The 14,786-nt window shown below is 58.0% G+C and carries 14 protein-coding genes; 6 read left to right on the top strand and 8 right to left on the bottom strand.

The features are described 5' to 3' along the window. Positions 1-836: 836 nt before the first annotated feature. Positions 837-2,987 (top strand): eCIS core domain-containing protein, encoded by a 2,151-nt coding sequence (locus tag JAO32_RS19335; protein WP_334243467.1) that lies wholly within the window; start codon positions 837-839, stop codon positions 2,985-2,987. A gap of 64 nt (positions 2,988-3,051) precedes the next feature. On the opposite strand, the gene JAO32_RS19330 is transcribed toward JAO32_RS19335, so the two are convergent. The 3 genes from JAO32_RS19330 to JAO32_RS19320 are packed head-to-tail and all read right to left on the bottom strand — an operon-like array spanning position 3,052 to position 5,156. Continuing rightward, complete coding sequence (locus JAO32_RS19330) at positions 3,052-4,329, bottom strand: RNA polymerase sigma factor (RefSeq protein WP_334243465.1); 1,278 nt, start codon at positions 4,327-4,329, stop codon at positions 3,052-3,054. Between the two features lie 3 nt (positions 4,330-4,332). Continuing rightward, on the bottom strand, positions 4,333-4,749 hold the full coding sequence (locus tag JAO32_RS19325) for a YciI family protein (protein WP_334243464.1): 417 nt from the start codon (positions 4,747-4,749) through the stop codon (positions 4,333-4,335). Positions 4,750-4,790: 41 nt separating this feature from the next. Beyond that, a complete protein-coding gene (locus JAO32_RS19320; RefSeq protein WP_334243462.1) occupies positions 4,791-5,156 on the bottom strand; it encodes a YciI family protein in 366 nt (121 codons plus the stop codon). A gap of 222 nt (positions 5,157-5,378) precedes the next feature. On the opposite strand from JAO32_RS19320, the gene JAO32_RS19315 reads away from it, so the two are divergent. The 5 genes from JAO32_RS19315 to JAO32_RS19295 all read left to right on the top strand — a co-directional run bounded on the left by JAO32_RS19315 (position 5,379) and on the right by JAO32_RS19295 (position 9,573). Beyond that, positions 5,379-6,344: a 3-keto-disaccharide hydrolase gene (locus JAO32_RS19315; protein ID WP_334243460.1), complete on the top strand. Its 966-nt coding sequence runs from the start codon at positions 5,379-5,381 to the stop codon at positions 6,342-6,344. A gap of 162 nt (positions 6,345-6,506) precedes the next feature. Further along, a complete protein-coding gene (locus JAO32_RS19310; protein WP_334243457.1) occupies positions 6,507-7,577 on the top strand; it encodes a hypothetical protein in 1,071 nt (356 codons plus the stop codon). A gap of 29 nt (positions 7,578-7,606) precedes the next feature. Continuing rightward, entirely contained in the window at positions 7,607-8,512 is a 906-nt protein-coding gene (locus tag JAO32_RS19305; RefSeq protein ID WP_334243455.1) for a LysR substrate-binding domain-containing protein, read from the top strand. 84 nt (positions 8,513-8,596) lie between these two features. After that, entirely contained in the window at positions 8,597-9,064 is a 468-nt protein-coding gene (locus tag JAO32_RS19300) for a Rid family hydrolase (RefSeq protein ID WP_334243453.1), read from the top strand. A gap of 14 nt (positions 9,065-9,078) precedes the next feature. Next, the gene (locus JAO32_RS19295; RefSeq protein ID WP_334243451.1) at positions 9,079-9,573 is read left to right on the top strand and encodes a lipocalin-like domain-containing protein; all 495 of its coding nucleotides are present in this window, start codon (positions 9,079-9,081) and stop codon (positions 9,571-9,573) included. A 103-nt stretch (positions 9,574-9,676) separates the two neighbouring features. On the opposite strand, the gene JAO32_RS19290 is transcribed toward JAO32_RS19295, so the two are convergent. The 5 genes from JAO32_RS19290 to JAO32_RS19270 form a co-directional block, all read right to left on the bottom strand. Beyond that, positions 9,677-10,927 (bottom strand): PQQ-dependent sugar dehydrogenase, encoded by a 1,251-nt coding sequence (locus JAO32_RS19290; protein ID WP_334243449.1) that lies wholly within the window; start codon positions 10,925-10,927, stop codon positions 9,677-9,679. A gap of 137 nt (positions 10,928-11,064) precedes the next feature. Beyond that, the gene (locus JAO32_RS19285) at positions 11,065-12,288 is read right to left on the bottom strand and encodes a VWA domain-containing protein (protein ID WP_334243447.1); all 1,224 of its coding nucleotides are present in this window, start codon (positions 12,286-12,288) and stop codon (positions 11,065-11,067) included. Between the two features lie 395 nt (positions 12,289-12,683). Beyond that, positions 12,684-13,463 carry a DUF3050 domain-containing protein gene (locus tag JAO32_RS19280; protein ID WP_334243445.1) on the bottom strand — a complete coding sequence of 260 codons (780 nt, stop codon included), beginning with the start codon at positions 13,461-13,463 and terminating at the stop codon, positions 12,684-12,686. After that, positions 13,460-13,897, bottom strand: coding sequence for a DUF971 domain-containing protein (locus tag JAO32_RS19275; RefSeq protein ID WP_334243444.1), 438 nt, complete (start codon positions 13,895-13,897; stop codon positions 13,460-13,462). The genes JAO32_RS19280 and JAO32_RS19275 overlap by 4 nt, the downstream gene beginning before the upstream one ends. A 19-nt stretch (positions 13,898-13,916) precedes the next feature. Next, complete coding sequence (locus JAO32_RS19270; RefSeq protein WP_334243443.1) at positions 13,917-14,699, bottom strand: sulfite exporter TauE/SafE family protein; 783 nt, start codon at positions 14,697-14,699, stop codon at positions 13,917-13,919. Positions 14,700-14,786 lie beyond the last annotated feature (87 nt).

The following is a 14,786-nucleotide window of genomic DNA, read 5'->3' as shown; positions in this document are numbered from 1 at the left end:
CCCCCTCCCCCCTGTTTTTCTAAAATCGTCTTTCTATTGGGTTTATGTTTTTAGTGGCTGTAAAATCGTCTTTCCATTGGGGTTAGAGGCAAAATCGTCTTTCTAAAGCTTTTAGCTGTTGGCATCTAGCTGTTAGCTATTTCCTTGTTTCTATTTTAGTTGTTCGACGGAAATACCATGCCAACTCTATTTCTTTTGCTTTGTTGGGTTTGGGTGGGTTAGGGGCTTGACAGGTACTCCGTACCGTTCTCGACGTCTTCCGGTGTGGGCCAGCCGCTGACTTCTATAAGGCGCTCGCAGAATTGAGGGCGGCGACGATTCAATCCCCCAAGAAATTCCATTTTTATTGCTTCACCGAGGTAGATGGATTGCGGTAGGCTGAACGCGCTATATGAGCGTGTAGCGCCGACCCAACCTGGTGCACTGCGTACGGTTTTGGGGAGTAAGCTATGTTGGCTCCAAAATTGTCAAGGCTACCGAACAAGGCATCCGGGTCTTCTACCCGCAGGCCGGGGCTTGACCGCTCGACGCTGCCAACGCTTGGATTCGACCCAACTGCTCAGTCGCGGTTTCCTCAACGAACGATCGGAAATCAGTCAGCGCTGCGACGAAGGGCGCAGCAGCCTTTGGACCCTGATCAAGCGATCAACCCGGAGAGCACGTCGATCACAAACGAGCGGCGCTCATTCGCCTTCGGCAAGATTCCCGTGTTTCCGCCAGAAGGCCCGGGCCAGCCACAGCCACCTTTCTCGCCTCCAATGCGGTTCGGAGGCGTCCTCCAGAGAAAGCTTGAAGTTGGCGCAGTGGACGATCCATTGGAGCACGAAGCCGACCGAATGGCTGAGCACGTCATGCGCATGCCGAGCGCAGCAGCCATCGCGCCTTCCACGGGAATGCCAGGATTGCAGCGCAAGTCCATCGGTGCGAGGGCTTCGCGTTTAAGTTCATCGCCCCATGATTCAGGAACGACTGCCCCGCCCATCGTGCAGGAAGTATTGCGTTCGCCCGGTCGCCCTCTCGATAAGTCCACTCGAAGCTTTATGGAGGATCGTTTCGCAAGCGACTTCAGCGACGTACGGATCCACATCGATTCGCAGGCGGCTCAGTCGGCAGCGGCGGTACAGGCGCGTGCTTACACGGTGGGAAACAACGTGGTGTTTGGCGCGGGCAAGTTCGCACCAAACAGCCACGAGGGCAAGCACCTGATTGCCCATGAACTGACGCATGTTCTTCAGCAGAACGCGGCACGTCCGCAACCGAATGGAGCGGCGGAACGCGCATCTTCTCTGCCACTCTCACCCACACCCGTTGGCCTGCATCGAGAGACTGGCACAGTGCTGCGCCGGGAGCCGCAAACTGATGACCGTCCTCTAAAGCCTTCTGTGGATGCAAGCGAGTTCCATGCTGACGAGGTAAAGGGCAGTAAATATACCTACTACCGAGGCGAGTATCTGGAGGTGCAAGGAGAGCACGGAATAGAAAAGCAGGAAGTCTACTGGGTGAAATTCAACGTTGACGAGAAAGGAGTGATGACAGGGAGCGCCCGCACCGTGTCACCTGACAGGAAATTTCGCAGCGGACAGTTGCGGTTCAAAGATGAGTTCAACAAGGCCCTTGATTCCTTCAAGAAAAACGGCGTCGAAGTGAAGGAGTTTGAAGCCGACTGGAGCTACATGACTCCGGATGAGATCTCTGAAAATCTGCGGGCATACCAGCAGGGAGTCGCGAACAAGATGACGAAGGAGGACGCCGCCAGCGACACCCCCACTGGCAGAGTTGTCACCAAAGCCGGCTTCAAGGTTGCGGATGTGAAGAATGTTGACGAGCCACAGGAGCATTTGAAAGATGAGACAACGAAGTTCCCGCGCGTGAAGGCGAGGTTTGTGCGAACAACAGACCAGGCGCCGGATGGGCCGTCCGGAGGCACTGGAGGATCTACGCAAGGCGGGAAGACGGGGGGAACAGCTGGCACGTCTGGGAACACTACGTCAGGAGCACCACAGGTAAAAGGTCAGGGCGGAGCTGTAACTGATGTTGATTCCGCCGGTGCAGGCACATTCCCGAAGGTAAAAGGACAAGGTGGAACGAATGCCACCGCAGGAGCTGATGTTGATCCCGGTGTGGGAACCGCAACGGCACCAAAAAACACAGGGCAGACAGCGCCATCTGGTCGCTTCAGTGGCTCCGGTACCCTGGCGATCCACGTTGGCTTAGGCGCCGCGACCGTAGTCGCCGATTTTATTGCTGCGTACTTCAAGGCGAAGTTCGATGCGAAGAGTGCACAGAAGCAGACAGAGGCTTTTCTGGCAGTAGCGACAAAGAAGATCAATGCCAACCCCGACGAAGCGGTGAAGAAGATGCTGGTGAATCCCGAAGGAACGGTCTACGCGTGGATTCACCTGGACAATTCAACGATTTCGAGTCTTGGAACCGATGCATGGGGCGACCCCGCCTTGCACAGCTCTTCTCCGCTACTCGATATGGGACCCATTGAATATGTAACCGGACCAATGCCCCAAGAATTGGCCAACTCGGTTCCGAAGGTTGGTGGCGGAGGGCTTGCTCCAACCGTGACGAGCACCACCATCATTGACGTTCCTCTTACGACTCCACCTCTTGAGGAATTGGTCAGCTACGCCAAAACCCGCAGTATGCCGCTGGATGATGTGTACGAATATGCCTTGAATAAACTACTGGCCGCTTCAAACGCGAACGAATCGGTCCTGGAGACCCGTCTGCGACTCTTGCAGTCCCGTCAAACCAACGACGAAACGTGGAAGAAGCTTGACGCAGAGTATAAGAAGGCCGAAAAAGCCCATGACCTTAAGCAGCAGGTGTCCATCTTTCAGCGACTGTCAGCCATTGATCAATCGCAGCTATCCATCTCGGCCCAGCTCAACAGCATGGAAAAAAAGATGCAACAGTCCGAAGAGAATGTGAACCATTGGCAGCGCATTGTGGATCTACTCAAGCCAGCTACGCCATGACCCCGAGCCTGTGTTGCGCGCGACCGATTTCTGCATGAGCTGCGCGTTCTGACGACCGTAGGTCCTATGCGTTTGCGGCTTCGATCTGTTGCAGCTTTTTCGTTAGTAGTTCCTGTTCGCGCTGATTTTTTGTCAGGCTGAGGGCGCGTTGGATTTCTTCTCTTGCTTCTGTGAGTTTGCCCATCTTCATGAGGAAGTCGCCGCGGACGCTGGGGTAGAGATGGTAGTTGGTTAAGGCTGAGATGTTGCTTGTGGGATTGGTTGCAGCGTCAAGAGCTTCGAGGCCTGCGGCGGGGCCTTGTGCCATGCTGACGGCTACGGCTCGATTGAGGGCGACGATGGGCGATGGCGTGATCTGCATCAGCGCGTCGTAGATAAGGACGATGCGTTCCCAGTCGGTTTCATTTGCCGTGCGGGCTTGTGCGTGACATGCGGCGATAGCGGCTTGCAGCGCGTACGGCTTTGCGCCGCCACCTAGTTTTTGCGCTTGTGCGAGTGCGTGCAGGCCGCGATGGATTTGTGCGTGATCCCAGAGGGCGCGGTTCTGATCGGGCAGCAGAATTGCTTCGCCGTTTTTGCCTCGTCGTGCTGCGGTGCGTGAGGCCTGCAGTTCCATGAGCGCAAGAAGTGCGTGGGCTTCTGTCTCGTTGGGTATGAGTTGTGTGAGTATGCGTGTGATGCGGAGTGCTTCTTCGCAGAGTGCGGCGCGCATCCATTCGTCGCCGGAGGTTGCGGCGTATCCCTCGTTGAAGATGAGGTAGACGACGAGGAGGACGGATTCGACCCTGCGTTGTAACTCTTCGCCGCGTGGTGTTTCGAAGGGGACGTGCGCTTCCGTGAGCGTCTTCTTGGCGCGAACGATGCGCTGTGCGAGTGTCTTTTCCGGCACGAGGAAAGCACGCGCAACTTCTGCCGTGGTGAGGCCGCCGATGAGTCGCAATGTGAGTGCGATGCGACCTTCCACGGCGAGTACTGGATGACATGCGGTGAAGATGAGGCGGAGTACGTCGTCTTCAATGACCTGATCGAGTGCGTGGTCGAGGGCATGTGAGAGTTGCTGCTGTTGCCACTCGAGTTCGCGCGCGATCTCTTCGTGCTTTTGCATGAGCATGCGACCACGGCGGAGGTGGTCGATGGCGCGTCGTTTGGCTGCGGTCATGAGCCATGCTGCGGGGTTTGATGGAACGCCTTCTTCCGGCCACACTTCGAGGGCGGTGATGAGTGCGTCCTGCGCGAGTTCTTCTGCGATGCCGACGTCGCGCGTGACGCGGGCGATGGCAGCGATGAGGCGTGTGGATTCCATCTTCCACACGGCCTCAATCGTTTTGCGGATGTCGCTCATGCGTTATCGGATGTTGTTCTTGAGTTGTTCGAAGCCTTCCGCGGCTTTCTGAACGTCTTCCGGGAAGTCAGATATTTCCTGGATCTGGCGGACTTCGATGATCCCATTTTCGCCAAAGGGGGCTCGCTTGGCCCATTCAATGGCTTCTTCTCGCGAGCGTACCTGAATGATCCAATAGCCACCGATGACTTCTTTGGATTCTGCAAAGGGGCCGTCGGTGACGGTGGGTTTGCCATTGTGGGTGAAGGAAACGCGTGCACCGGTGGAGGGAGGCAGGAGGCCATCGAGAGCGAGCAGAACGCCTGCCTGCTGCAGTGCCTTGTTGTACTCCATCATTTTGGCTACGACTTCGGCGGTAGGGGCTGCATCGGGTGCAGCGGATTCGTAGCCTTTGGGAATTACGATCATCATGAAACGCATTTATGTTGCTCCTTATTTCAGGTTCTGCAGAGTAGGCGTACTTAGTTGGATTTTCTTTGCGGGCGCATTCTCAGGAACTCTCGCACTTCGACGGGCACGCGGCAGGCGATGACGGCTTTGCGCGCCCAGGCGAGTGCTTCGTCCATGTCGGCGCATTCGAGAATCCAGAAGCCGCCGATGTATTCCTTTGCTTCAAGGTAAGGGCCGTCGGTGACGGAGACGTTGCCATTGGGTTGTTTGCGCAGGGATTTTGCGTGGTCTGGCGATGCGAGGCCACCGGCGAAGAAGCGAGCACCTGCGGCGTCCATCTCTTCGTTGAGCGCGCTGATGTCGCGGATCATGTCGTCGCCTTCGAGCGACGGGTCGTAGTTGTTGGGGTGCTGCACTGCAACGAGGAATTGCGGCATAACTTCTCCTGTTTTTGGCCGGTTGATGCCCGCCATTACTTTGTCGACGAACGGGGGAAACGTGATTCGACACGGATTCGGAAAATAATTTGGCGTGCCTGAGGACGGCTTCACGCGCTTGGGAAGAAGCTTATCTGTTTGGCTTGTGGAGGCGCGTCATTTTGCCAGCTCTTAAACAAAGCAGGTGACAGTCGTAGGGCGAGAAAGGTTACACTCAAACCCGTGAAAACCAAGATTCTTTTTGCCTCTCTGTTGGCTGCCGCGCTCGCCTCGACTGTCTCTGCGCAAGACTCCAAAGCATTCCTGGGTCGCTGGGACATGACGGTTACGCCTGCTACCGGTAAGGCGTATCCGCAGTGGATTGAGCTGACCGACAACGGCGGCAGGTTGGAAGGCAAGTATCAGCCGCGTGGTGGCGCATGGCATGCAATTTCCGATGCCAACGTGGACGGCGACAAGCTGGTGCTGGCTGTGGAGCCTGCGGGCCGCGGCCCGGCGGTGACGTGGGAGTTGACGTCGCCCAGCGCGGGCAAGCTGGTGGGTGTGGAGAAGCGTGGCGGTGAGGCCGATGGCTCGTCGCTGGCAGGTGTGACGGCTCCGAAGCTGGATCGCCCGATGCCAAAGAAGTGGACGAAGCCGCGTCCGATTTTCGATGGCAAGGATCTGAATGGCTGGGAGCCGATTGGCGCCGTTGATAACAACAAGTGGGTGGCTCGCGATGGCGAACTGGTGAATGACAACCCGGAAGTTCCGGGCCAGCGTATGAAGCCTGCTGCCAACATCAAGACGACGGAGAAGTTCCAGGACTTCAAGTTGCACATTGAAGTGAACTGCCCGGAGGGTGGCAACAGCGGTATCTATCTGCGTGGTCGTTATGAGCTGCAGGTGGGCACGGAAGGTGGCAAGCTGCCGACGCACGAGATGGGTGCGATCTATAGCTGGTATCCGCCGCCAGCAGGTGCAGAAAACAACCTGGGTAAGTGGACCAGCTACGATGTGACGCTGGTGGGTCGCCATGTGACGGTGTATCGCGATGGCAAGCTGTACCACGACAATGTGGAACTGCCTGCTCCGACGGGTGGTGCGCTGGACAGCAATGAAGCTGAGCCGGGACCGTTCTATCTGCAGGGAGATCACCACGGCGTGATTCAGTATCGGAACATTACGATCTCTGAGCCTGCGAAGTAACTCGATCTTTCGCAATGCAAGATGCCCGGCTGCTTGATTCGCTGCCGGGCATCTTTGTTTTGGCCGGTGTGTGTCGTTCGTGGTTTGATTGTTGTTCTAAATTCACCGGGCTTTTGTGTGTGTTCTGGACAATAAGTGTCTGTACGTTTTGAGGAGCTTTTTATGATTCGCAAGTCTGTTCGTTGTTTCACGGTGCTTCTTCTTTGTGTTCTTGCTGGTAGAGCATTTGCGCAGAAGGCTGATCTTGCGTTTCTGAACAACAATCAGCCTGTGCTGGATGCGCATAACTGCTATCCATATGAGGGGCACTGGAACAATCGTGTGTATCGCGCACTGTCTTCGGGATTCCCGGTTTCGATTGAGCAGGATTTGGCCTGGTATGTGGATCCGGCTACGGACAAGGGGCGCGTTGTGGTTTCGCATACGCCGAAGCCCACGGGGCAGGAGCCGACGCTGCGCGATTACTTCTTTGAGCAGGTGCGTCCGACGATTGAAAAGGCGATCAAGGAAAACAAGAAGGACACATGGCCGTTGGTGGTGCTGCACTTTGACTTCAAGGACAATCAGCCAGCGCTTCTGCATGCTGTGTGGGACTTGTTGAGTGAGTATCAGCCGTGGCTTTCTACTGCGGTGCAGACGGATGATCCGCATAAGATTTCGAAGATGGATCGCAAGCCGATTCTTGCCATCACGGAAGAGAGTGATGAGCAGGCGAAGGTGTTCAATGATGCGGTGCCGGTTGGCGGTAAGCTGCTGCTGTTTGGATCGGCGCATTCCGTGGAGGCACCTGCGGGGATGACGGCTGCGCAGCGTATGCACTGGCAGGCAACGGCTGCTCCGGAGGCGATGTTGACGGAGCGTCCGACGAACTATCGGCGTTGGTCGAACAACTCGTGGTTTGCGGTGGAAGAAGGTGGTCAGCACAAGGCTGGCGATTGGACTGCTGCGGATCAGGCGCGGTTGAAGGCGCTGGTGGATCATGCGCACGCGCTTGGGTATTGGATTCGTTTCTATACGATTGATGGATTTGATCCGACAGAGCCGAATGATAAGAACGGCTGGGGGCAGGGTTATAACTTCGGATCGCTGGATGCGGGGATGTTGCGGATGAAGGGCGCGATTGCTGCGGGTGTGAACTTCATCGCAACGGATCAGTATGAAGTGCTGGCTCCGCTGCTGAAGCAGAACTCGCAGTCGCTGCGACCTGCGGCGACGAGTTTCTCTGCGAAATAAATCTCTTGCGGGTGTAGGCTCAACGCACGATGCTTCTTCGTAATCTTGATCTGGATACTTTGCGGACGTTGGTGACGACGCATGATGTGGGTGGTTTTGCGCAGGCTGCGGAGCGGCTGGGACGAACGCCATCCGCGATCAGTTTGCAGATGAAACGTCTGCAGGAAGAGTTGGGGACGCCGCTGTTTCGCAAGCAGGGTCGTGTGCTGAAGCTGACAGAGGCGGGGCAGACGGCGCTGGGATATGCGCGCCGGATGCTGGCGTTGAACGATGATCTGTTGCAGACGATGCAGGGCGTGACGCTGGCGGGTACGGTTCGCATTGGTGCGCCGCAGGATTTTGCCTCGGTGTTGCCGGATGCCTTGCGGCAGTTCACAACGCTGTATCCGCGAACGCAGGTGGAGCTGCGCATTGAAGGTAATGGCGCGCTGATTGAGGCGTTGGATAAAGGACAGCTTGATGTGGCGCTAACGATTGGTTTCGCGGATCGTAAGGACGCTGTGCTGTTGGGCGAGTTGCCAGTATTGTGGATTGCGAGTCGCGGCTTTCGTATGCAGGAGGCTGCTTTACCTCTGGCGTTGTTGGGGCCGCAGTGCGCGTTTCGCAAAGCTGCGGTGCAGCATCTGGAAAGTGCTGGAATCCCGTACCGTATTGCGGCCACCAGTCCCAGTCTTGATGGGCTTTGGGCGGCGCTACAGGGTGGGCTTGGCATTACGGCACGTACTGCGATGCAGTTGCCGTCTGCGCTTACTGCGAGTAAGTCGCTGCATCGGTTGCCGGTGCTGCCGGCCTTTCCGGTGGCGTTGCATCGCAGTATGAACACCACCGATATTCCGGCGGTGGATGCTTTGCATTCGCTGCTGGTTGCGGCTACGCAGGGCGTGCTGGCTGGGTTGGCTTATCCCGAGCATTTGCGCATTGTGAAGAAGGCATAAGCGCCGCTTACGTGATGCGTGAAAAGAATCAAATTGTGCGGCAGACAGAGTGCGACTAAGTTTGACTGCATGAAGATCAGCCGTATGCTTCTTGCTTCCGTCGCGCTGGCAGGTTCTCTTTCATCGTCTGCGCAAACGATGAAAGAAGTTCCACTGCCTGCGACCCAAAATCCCAATAACGCTATCCTTCCGATTTCCGGTGCAGTTTGGGTTGGAAACACGTTGTACGTGAGTGGATGGCTTGACCCGGACATGAAGTCGCATCCTGATACGACGTCGCAGACCGTCAGCATTTTTAAGGACCTGGAGAAATTTCTTGAAACGCAGAAGCTGACACTACGCAACGTGGCGATGGTGCGCATGTTCCTGGGGGGTGATCCTGCAAAGGACGGCAAGATGGACGTTGCAGGAATGACGGCAGGTTATACGCAGATCTTTGGCACCAAGGAATATCCGAATAAACCTGCACGTACTACGTTGCAGGTGGTGCTACCAGCAGGGGTGCGCGGTGCCCTGGTGGAAGTTGACTTAGTTGCTGTGAAGCTGAAATAGAAGGTGACCCACTTATGAAGAAATATGTCTCGCTTCTTGCGAGTGCGATGCTCTGTGTCTGCAACATGCATGCCCAGGCCAACGGCAGCAATCCGTTTGTTGGTCATTGGAAGTTAATTGCTGCAGATAAGTTACTGCCCGATGGAACACGTGTCTCTGACTATGGAACAGAGCCGCATGGGATGGCGATGTTTACTGCCGATGGCCACTTCATGATTGATGTTTTTCGCGATGTGCGGACGAAGTTTGCGGGCAAGGATCGTGAGAAGGGCAGCTTTGATGAGTACAAAGAGGCCCAGCTTAGTTCCAGTTGCAGCTTCGGCACTTATACCGTGGATACCGCCGCGAACAAGGTTACGCTGCATATTGACCGCAGCACGTATCCGAATGGCGATGATACGACGCAGGTTCGCGATTACGAGTTGAAGGGCGACACGCTTAGCTGGAAGGTGGCGCCGCGACCGGATGGCTCGATTCCGGTCACGGTCGTGCGTCGCATTGCACCTTAGCTGTGTGGATGGTCGCGCTGAAGAAAAAGTCATGGGCACGCATTTTGCGCGCCCATGACTTTTATGTGAAGAAGTTCGTTTTGTTCACTACTCGGATCTGGCGCTATGGCTTTCCGGTGTAGGCGATGCGCCAGATACGGCCCTTGTTGGAGTCGGCTACGTAGAGAGCACCATCGGGACCCACGGCTACGCCGACGGGGCGGTAGGCTGCGGTCTTAACGTTCTTATCCGCAGGGTTCGGACCCGCGAAGCCGTCTGCGAAGATGACCGGTGTGCCAGCTTTATTGCCCTTGAAGGGAACGAAGACGATATCGTAACCGGCCTGTCCTGAAGGGCCCTGAACGTCTGCGGCACCGTGCATGGCCAGGAAGGCTCCGCCACGGTAGAGGGCAGGAAACTGCTTCGCCTGGTAGAAGACAAGATCGAGCACGGCTGGCCGACGCGGCTGGAAGAATGCGGCTGCCGGCGTTGCGTAATGACCTTCAGTGGGTGCGGTTTTGCCGTCGCCACCGTACTCGGGTGCGAGAAGGAGAAGCTTCCGCGCACCGTCGTAGTAGGTGTAGGGCCAGCCCATGTCTGTAGATTTTTCAACGCGGAAAAGCTCATCTGCGATGACGTTGTCCTGGTCTTCGGTGACGAGGTCAGGGAAGGCGTCGTGCGTGGCATCGCGTCCGTGAGTCGCACTGTAAAGTGCGTCGCCGTTGCGCCAGTCGAGGCCGCTGAGGGTGCGGACGCCGGTGGCGAAGTGTTCGCCGTCGCTGAACTTCTGTCCGGTGCGGGAGTCGTCAAAGCTCCAGATACCCGCCCTGGTTGCGAGGGCGGGACAAGGCTTCAGGCCGGTGGGCTTTTCTCCTTTGGGGGTGTTGGGCGTGGCGCAGATGTTCATGCCAGCGTCGAAGGAGACGTAGAGCTTTCCTTTGCCGTCGAAGGCGATCATGTGGCCGGAAGGTGCGAGGCCCTCCACGATGGTTTGCGGTTCGGCGGTGGGCACGAGCGCATTGCCTTCGAGCGGGAAGCGATAGACGGCGGTGTTGGAAGAGGCGTAGAGCGCGCCCTTGTAAATGCGGATGCCCGTGCCCTGATCGACGCTGCTGAAGTGTTCGACCTGAGCCTGCTTGTGATCCGCGTCAAGGCGTAGCGCGAGGATGCCGGTAGATGGCTGCTTGCCGCCGTGGCGCGTGGAGATGTAGATGTCTCCGTTGCTGCGGATGGCCATGTGGCGGATCGAGCCTAGGCCTTCAGCGACTACCGTTGCGTGAAATCCGGCAGGAAGCGTGAGGCCGTCCGGCTCCGACGCGAAGAGGTTTCCAGTTGCGATGACCAGCGCCAGCGCAGCAAACGTAAGTTTTTTCATGGTGACAACCAGTATGGCTGTTCACGGTATGAAGACGCGCGGAGTGAATGAGTTTTTTTGTGAAGTTACGGATTGCAGCGTATGTTGGCGTGACGCAGCCACTGACGCTGCGTCACGACCGTGACGGTGAGTTTGTCTTACTGCTTGGGAGCGCCGGTGTAGTAGCCGTCGCGGTATTGGAGGATGAGTTTCTTCTGCTTGGGGATGTCGACGGTGAGGCGATGGTAGCCGTCGTCGTTGTTTACGGGTGAGAAGCCAAGGCGGTACTGGCTGCGGAGTTCTTCGGCGATGTCCTTGTAGATGTCGGCGACGGTGTATTTCTTGGTGACTTCAAACATGCGGCCGCCGGTTTCTTCGGTCATGCGTTGCAGTATCTTCTTGCCGTCGTTGTGTTCGCGGTTGCCCTGATCGCCCATGCGTCCGCCACCGCCGGGGAAGCCGCCGCGTCCGCCGGGAAAGCGTCCGGGGAAGCCGTTGCCGTAGCCGCCGTGGTCCTGTTCGCCTTTGTAGTAAATGGCGTAGACGGTAAAGTCTGCACGTTGCGCGGCTTCGATGGCGTCGGTGAGGGATTCGCGGCTGCCGCGGTCGTCGCCGTCGGTGAGCAGGATGAGGGCGCGGCGCGTGGGGCCGGTGGGTTTCGCGTCCTTGGCGGGTTTGGGCAGGACTTCAGTGGAGGCGAGATAGACGGCGTCGTAAAGGAGCGTGCCGCCACCTGCTCCTCCGCGCTGGCCACCGCCTCCCTGACCGCGACCGCCGCCATGACGGCCTTGTCCGTAACCACCGTTGTTGCCATAGCCGCCGTTGTTGCCGGAGTTGCCGCTGTTGTCCTGCGAGTTGCTGCCGTTGTCGTTGCGGTCGTTCTGATTGAACTGGGGCTTGTCCTGACGGTCGCCGTCGATTTTTTGCAGAGCGGCTTGCAGTTTGGGCATGGAGCTTGTCACGTCTGCAAGGAGGTCTGCCTGACGACCGAACTGGATGACGAAGGCTTTGTCGCGGTCGGGCTGGAGCATGTTGTCGAGGAAGGATGAGGAGGCGGTGCGCTCGGCGTCGAGGACGGTGCGCTGGCTGCCGCTGACGTCGACCATGAGGCCGAGGGTGAGGGGCAGGTTGTTTTCCTTGTCGAAGTAACGGATGTTCTGCGATTTGGCGTCGACGGTGAGGGTGAAGTCGTCCTTGGTGAGGGTGCGGACGAGCTTTTCTTTGCTGTCGCGGACGGTGACGGGGACCACGACGAGGCGGGCGTCGACGTTCAGCGTTTGTGTCTGGGCTTCTGCCTGCGCAGCGCTTTGGGCCAAGGCAGGCAGGGGGAACGCAAGCAGAGAAGCGCACACAAGAGCGGCAACAGGCGCGGAGTATCGCATGAACGATTGGACGTGAGTGATGAGGGGAAGGCTACACGTTATGTTGGCACTTCGTGCTGTTCCGTATGTCGTTCCGTGGGCGCGGTTTTGTTTTTTGCGGCTCTCGCGTGGGTTGTAGAGAGGTGAAGGGAATGCAGGTCCTTCGGCTTCACTTCGTTTCGCTCAGGATGACGATTCTTCGAATCGTATGAGCTTCGCTGGGACGACCTTTGGTCGTTTGATCGCGGTTTTTGTGGCTGGAAGGTTTGAGCGATGGTGGCGCGCGGAAGTGCGTGGGGATTCTTCGCTTCGCTCAGAATGACGGTCTTTCAGACCGTTTGATCGTGCATTGCACGATACCCACTTCGATGAACACGAAATGGAGACACCATCCTTATCGCTTATCCCTTGTCGGTCTAGTGCGAGGTGATGGCGTTGGCGATGCCGTCCCAGAGATTGAGGCGGGATTGGAGGGCGAAGGTGGCGGCTTGTTCGGCTTCGTGCCACTTTTGCTGGTCGTTGCCGCAGAGTTCGGCGATCATGCGGAGGGCCATGGGGCCGTGTTCTTCGCCGTCGACTTCGATGTGGCGTTCGAGGTACCAGAGGAAGGTGTCGAGATTGCCGCCGAGGTCGCGGTTGAGGTCGCGCACGAAGCCTTTGAACATGGCCGGGATGAGGTCTTCGCGGCCGAAGGTGAAGGCTGCGGCGGTGGTGTGGAGCTTTTCTTCGCTGAGGATGTGGAAGGTGTCGCGGACGAAGAGTTTGGCCGGTTCGGGGGCGTGGCTGCCGCGGACTGCCTGATGCAGGTCGGCGCCGTCGCGCAGGGCGAAGATGAGGCGGTCGATGGCGGTGGTGTCGGCTCCGCACTGCTGCATGGCGAGCAGGTACAGCTCGAAGTGGCTTAGGGATTTGCCCTGATACACGTCGGTTTCTTCGCCGAGGACGATCTCGTTGACGAGGCGGCGGCTCTCGGGGAATGTGCTCGGGATCCATGGGGTGTCGACGCAGGTGAGGCCGCGCTGGAGCGCTTTGAGCAGGCTCATGAAATCCCACACGGCGAAGACGTGCGACTCCATGAAGGTGTGCAGATCAGCGAGTGTGTGGAAGGAGCTGTAGAGGCGGTGGTTTGCGAGCTGGTCGTAGAACGGCTTCAGCCTGGCTTCAAGGGCTTCGATTTGCGTCATGGTTTCGGTCATTTTGCGGCTACCTTGAAGGGCAATGCGTTCTGGTCGAGGCGGCGGAGGAAGTCCCAGGAGTAGATGCCGCTTTCGTGGCCGTCGGCCCACTTGAACTTGATGGCGTAGCGGCCGATAGGTTCGGCGCTGAGCGGCTTGGCAGGCGGCGTGTAGATGGGGAAGAGGGCCTTGGGCGCGGGGCGCGGTTCGCCGAGGGCGCGGCCGGTCTTCTCGCGTTCTTCATGGCAGGTGGCGCAGGGGCAGGCGTCGCGGAGATAGGGGAAGGTCCACCTGGAGTGGTGGCCGTCTTTCCAGGTGATCTCCATGCCGGTGCCGTTGGTGATGTCGACCTTGACCTTGGCGGGGCTGATGGCGGCAGGGGGCAGCGGCTGGTCGGTGGCGGCGGTGCGCTCACTCTCCTCGCGGCTGATCATGCGAATGCCTTCGTGACTCATACTTCTAATTCTCTTCCTATTAGTGGGCCGGATGCAGGTTGCGGTAGAAGAAATAGCCGCTGACGGCGAATCCAACGGCGATAACGAGGGTGCGCATGGTGCTCTGCGGCAGCTTGCGGGCGTAGTGCGCGCCGATGTAGCCGCCGAGAGCAGCCGCGACCATGGCGATGAAGCAGTAATGCCAGACGACAGCGCGCTCTGCGATGAAGGTGATGACTGCGGAAAGATTGGAAATGCAGGCGACGAGGACCTTCATGCCGTTGAGTTGGTGCATGTCGTCCATGCCAAGAAGTGCGAGCAGAGCCATGACCATGAGGCCGCCGCCTGCTCCGAAGTAGCCGATATACAGGCAGATGGGCAGCAGAAGCGGGAAGATGGTAAGTGGTCGTACCCGCTTTTCAATGTGCGGGTGCTGGGTTTCCTTGTTGAGCCAGCGGCTGATGCGGGCGGAGAAAAGAAAGAGCAGCGTGGCGGAGAGGATCATCCAGGGCAGGACGTAGAGGAAGAATCGCTGGGGCAGGCGGAGCAGAAGGAGTGCTCCGCCGACACCGCCTACGATGGAGGCGACGATGGCAGCGAAGACGAGTTCGCGGCGTAGGTCGTTGCGCAGCTTGAGGATGCTGGTGAGCTGGCCGGGCCAGATGGCGACGGTGTTGGTTGCGTTGGCCTGCACCGGAGGGATGCCCATGCCAAGCATGGCGGGGAAGCTGAGGAATGATCCGCCTGCGGCTGCCGCGTTGATGGCACCGGCTGCCAGCGATGCCACCACCAGCAGGATGTAATGGGCGTGCGTGGACAGCATTGTGGGCATCATTTCCATTTTACCGAGCGGTTTGCGGCATTCCCGGAAGCTGGTTCATAGGTTGAGAGGAAAGCAGGTCCTTCGACT

Origin of the sequence: Terriglobus sp. ADX1 (genome assembly GCF_036877645.1) — a bacterium.
In the GTDB taxonomy this organism is placed as follows: domain Bacteria; phylum Acidobacteriota; class Terriglobia; order Terriglobales; family Acidobacteriaceae; genus Terriglobus.
Note: the sequence above shows the minus strand (reverse complement) of the source record. Positions and strands in the feature narration are given on the sequence as shown.

Bases quoted from the DNA above. Each gene is read 5' to 3' on its own strand.
- JAO32_RS19320 (WP_334243462.1), bottom strand. From the start codon at position 5,156: ATGCCGCAATTCCTCGTTGCAGTGCAGCACCCCAACAACTACGACCCG.
- JAO32_RS19280 (WP_334243445.1), bottom strand. From the start codon at position 13,463: ATGACCGAAACCATGACGCAAATCGAAGCCCTTGAAGCCAGGCTGAAG.
- JAO32_RS19295 (WP_334243451.1), top strand. From the start codon at position 9,079: ATGAAGAAATATGTCTCGCTTCTTGCGAGTGCGATGCTCTGTGTCTGC.
- JAO32_RS19325 (WP_334243464.1), bottom strand. From the start codon at position 4,749: ATGCGTTTCATGATGATCGTAATTCCCAAAGGCTACGAATCCGCTGCA.
- JAO32_RS19290 (WP_334243449.1), bottom strand. From the start codon at position 10,927: ATGAAAAAACTTACGTTTGCTGCGCTGGCGCTGGTCATCGCAACTGGA.
- JAO32_RS19305 (WP_334243455.1), top strand. From the start codon at position 7,607: ATGCTTCTTCGTAATCTTGATCTGGATACTTTGCGGACGTTGGTGACG.
- JAO32_RS19335 (WP_334243467.1), top strand. From the start codon at position 837: ATGGCTGAGCACGTCATGCGCATGCCGAGCGCAGCAGCCATCGCGCCT.
- JAO32_RS19330 (WP_334243465.1), bottom strand. From the start codon at position 4,329: ATGAGCGACATCCGCAAAACGATTGAGGCCGTGTGGAAGATGGAATCC.
- JAO32_RS19275 (WP_334243444.1), bottom strand. From the start codon at position 13,897: ATGAGTCACGAAGGCATTCGCATGATCAGCCGCGAGGAGAGTGAGCGC.
- JAO32_RS19285 (WP_334243447.1), bottom strand. From the start codon at position 12,288: ATGCGATACTCCGCGCCTGTTGCCGCTCTTGTGTGCGCTTCTCTGCTT.
- JAO32_RS19270 (WP_334243443.1), bottom strand. From the start codon at position 14,699: ATGCTGTCCACGCACGCCCATTACATCCTGCTGGTGGTGGCATCGCTG.
- JAO32_RS19300 (WP_334243453.1), top strand. From the start codon at position 8,597: ATGCTTCTTGCTTCCGTCGCGCTGGCAGGTTCTCTTTCATCGTCTGCG.
- JAO32_RS19310 (WP_334243457.1), top strand. From the start codon at position 6,507: ATGATTCGCAAGTCTGTTCGTTGTTTCACGGTGCTTCTTCTTTGTGTT.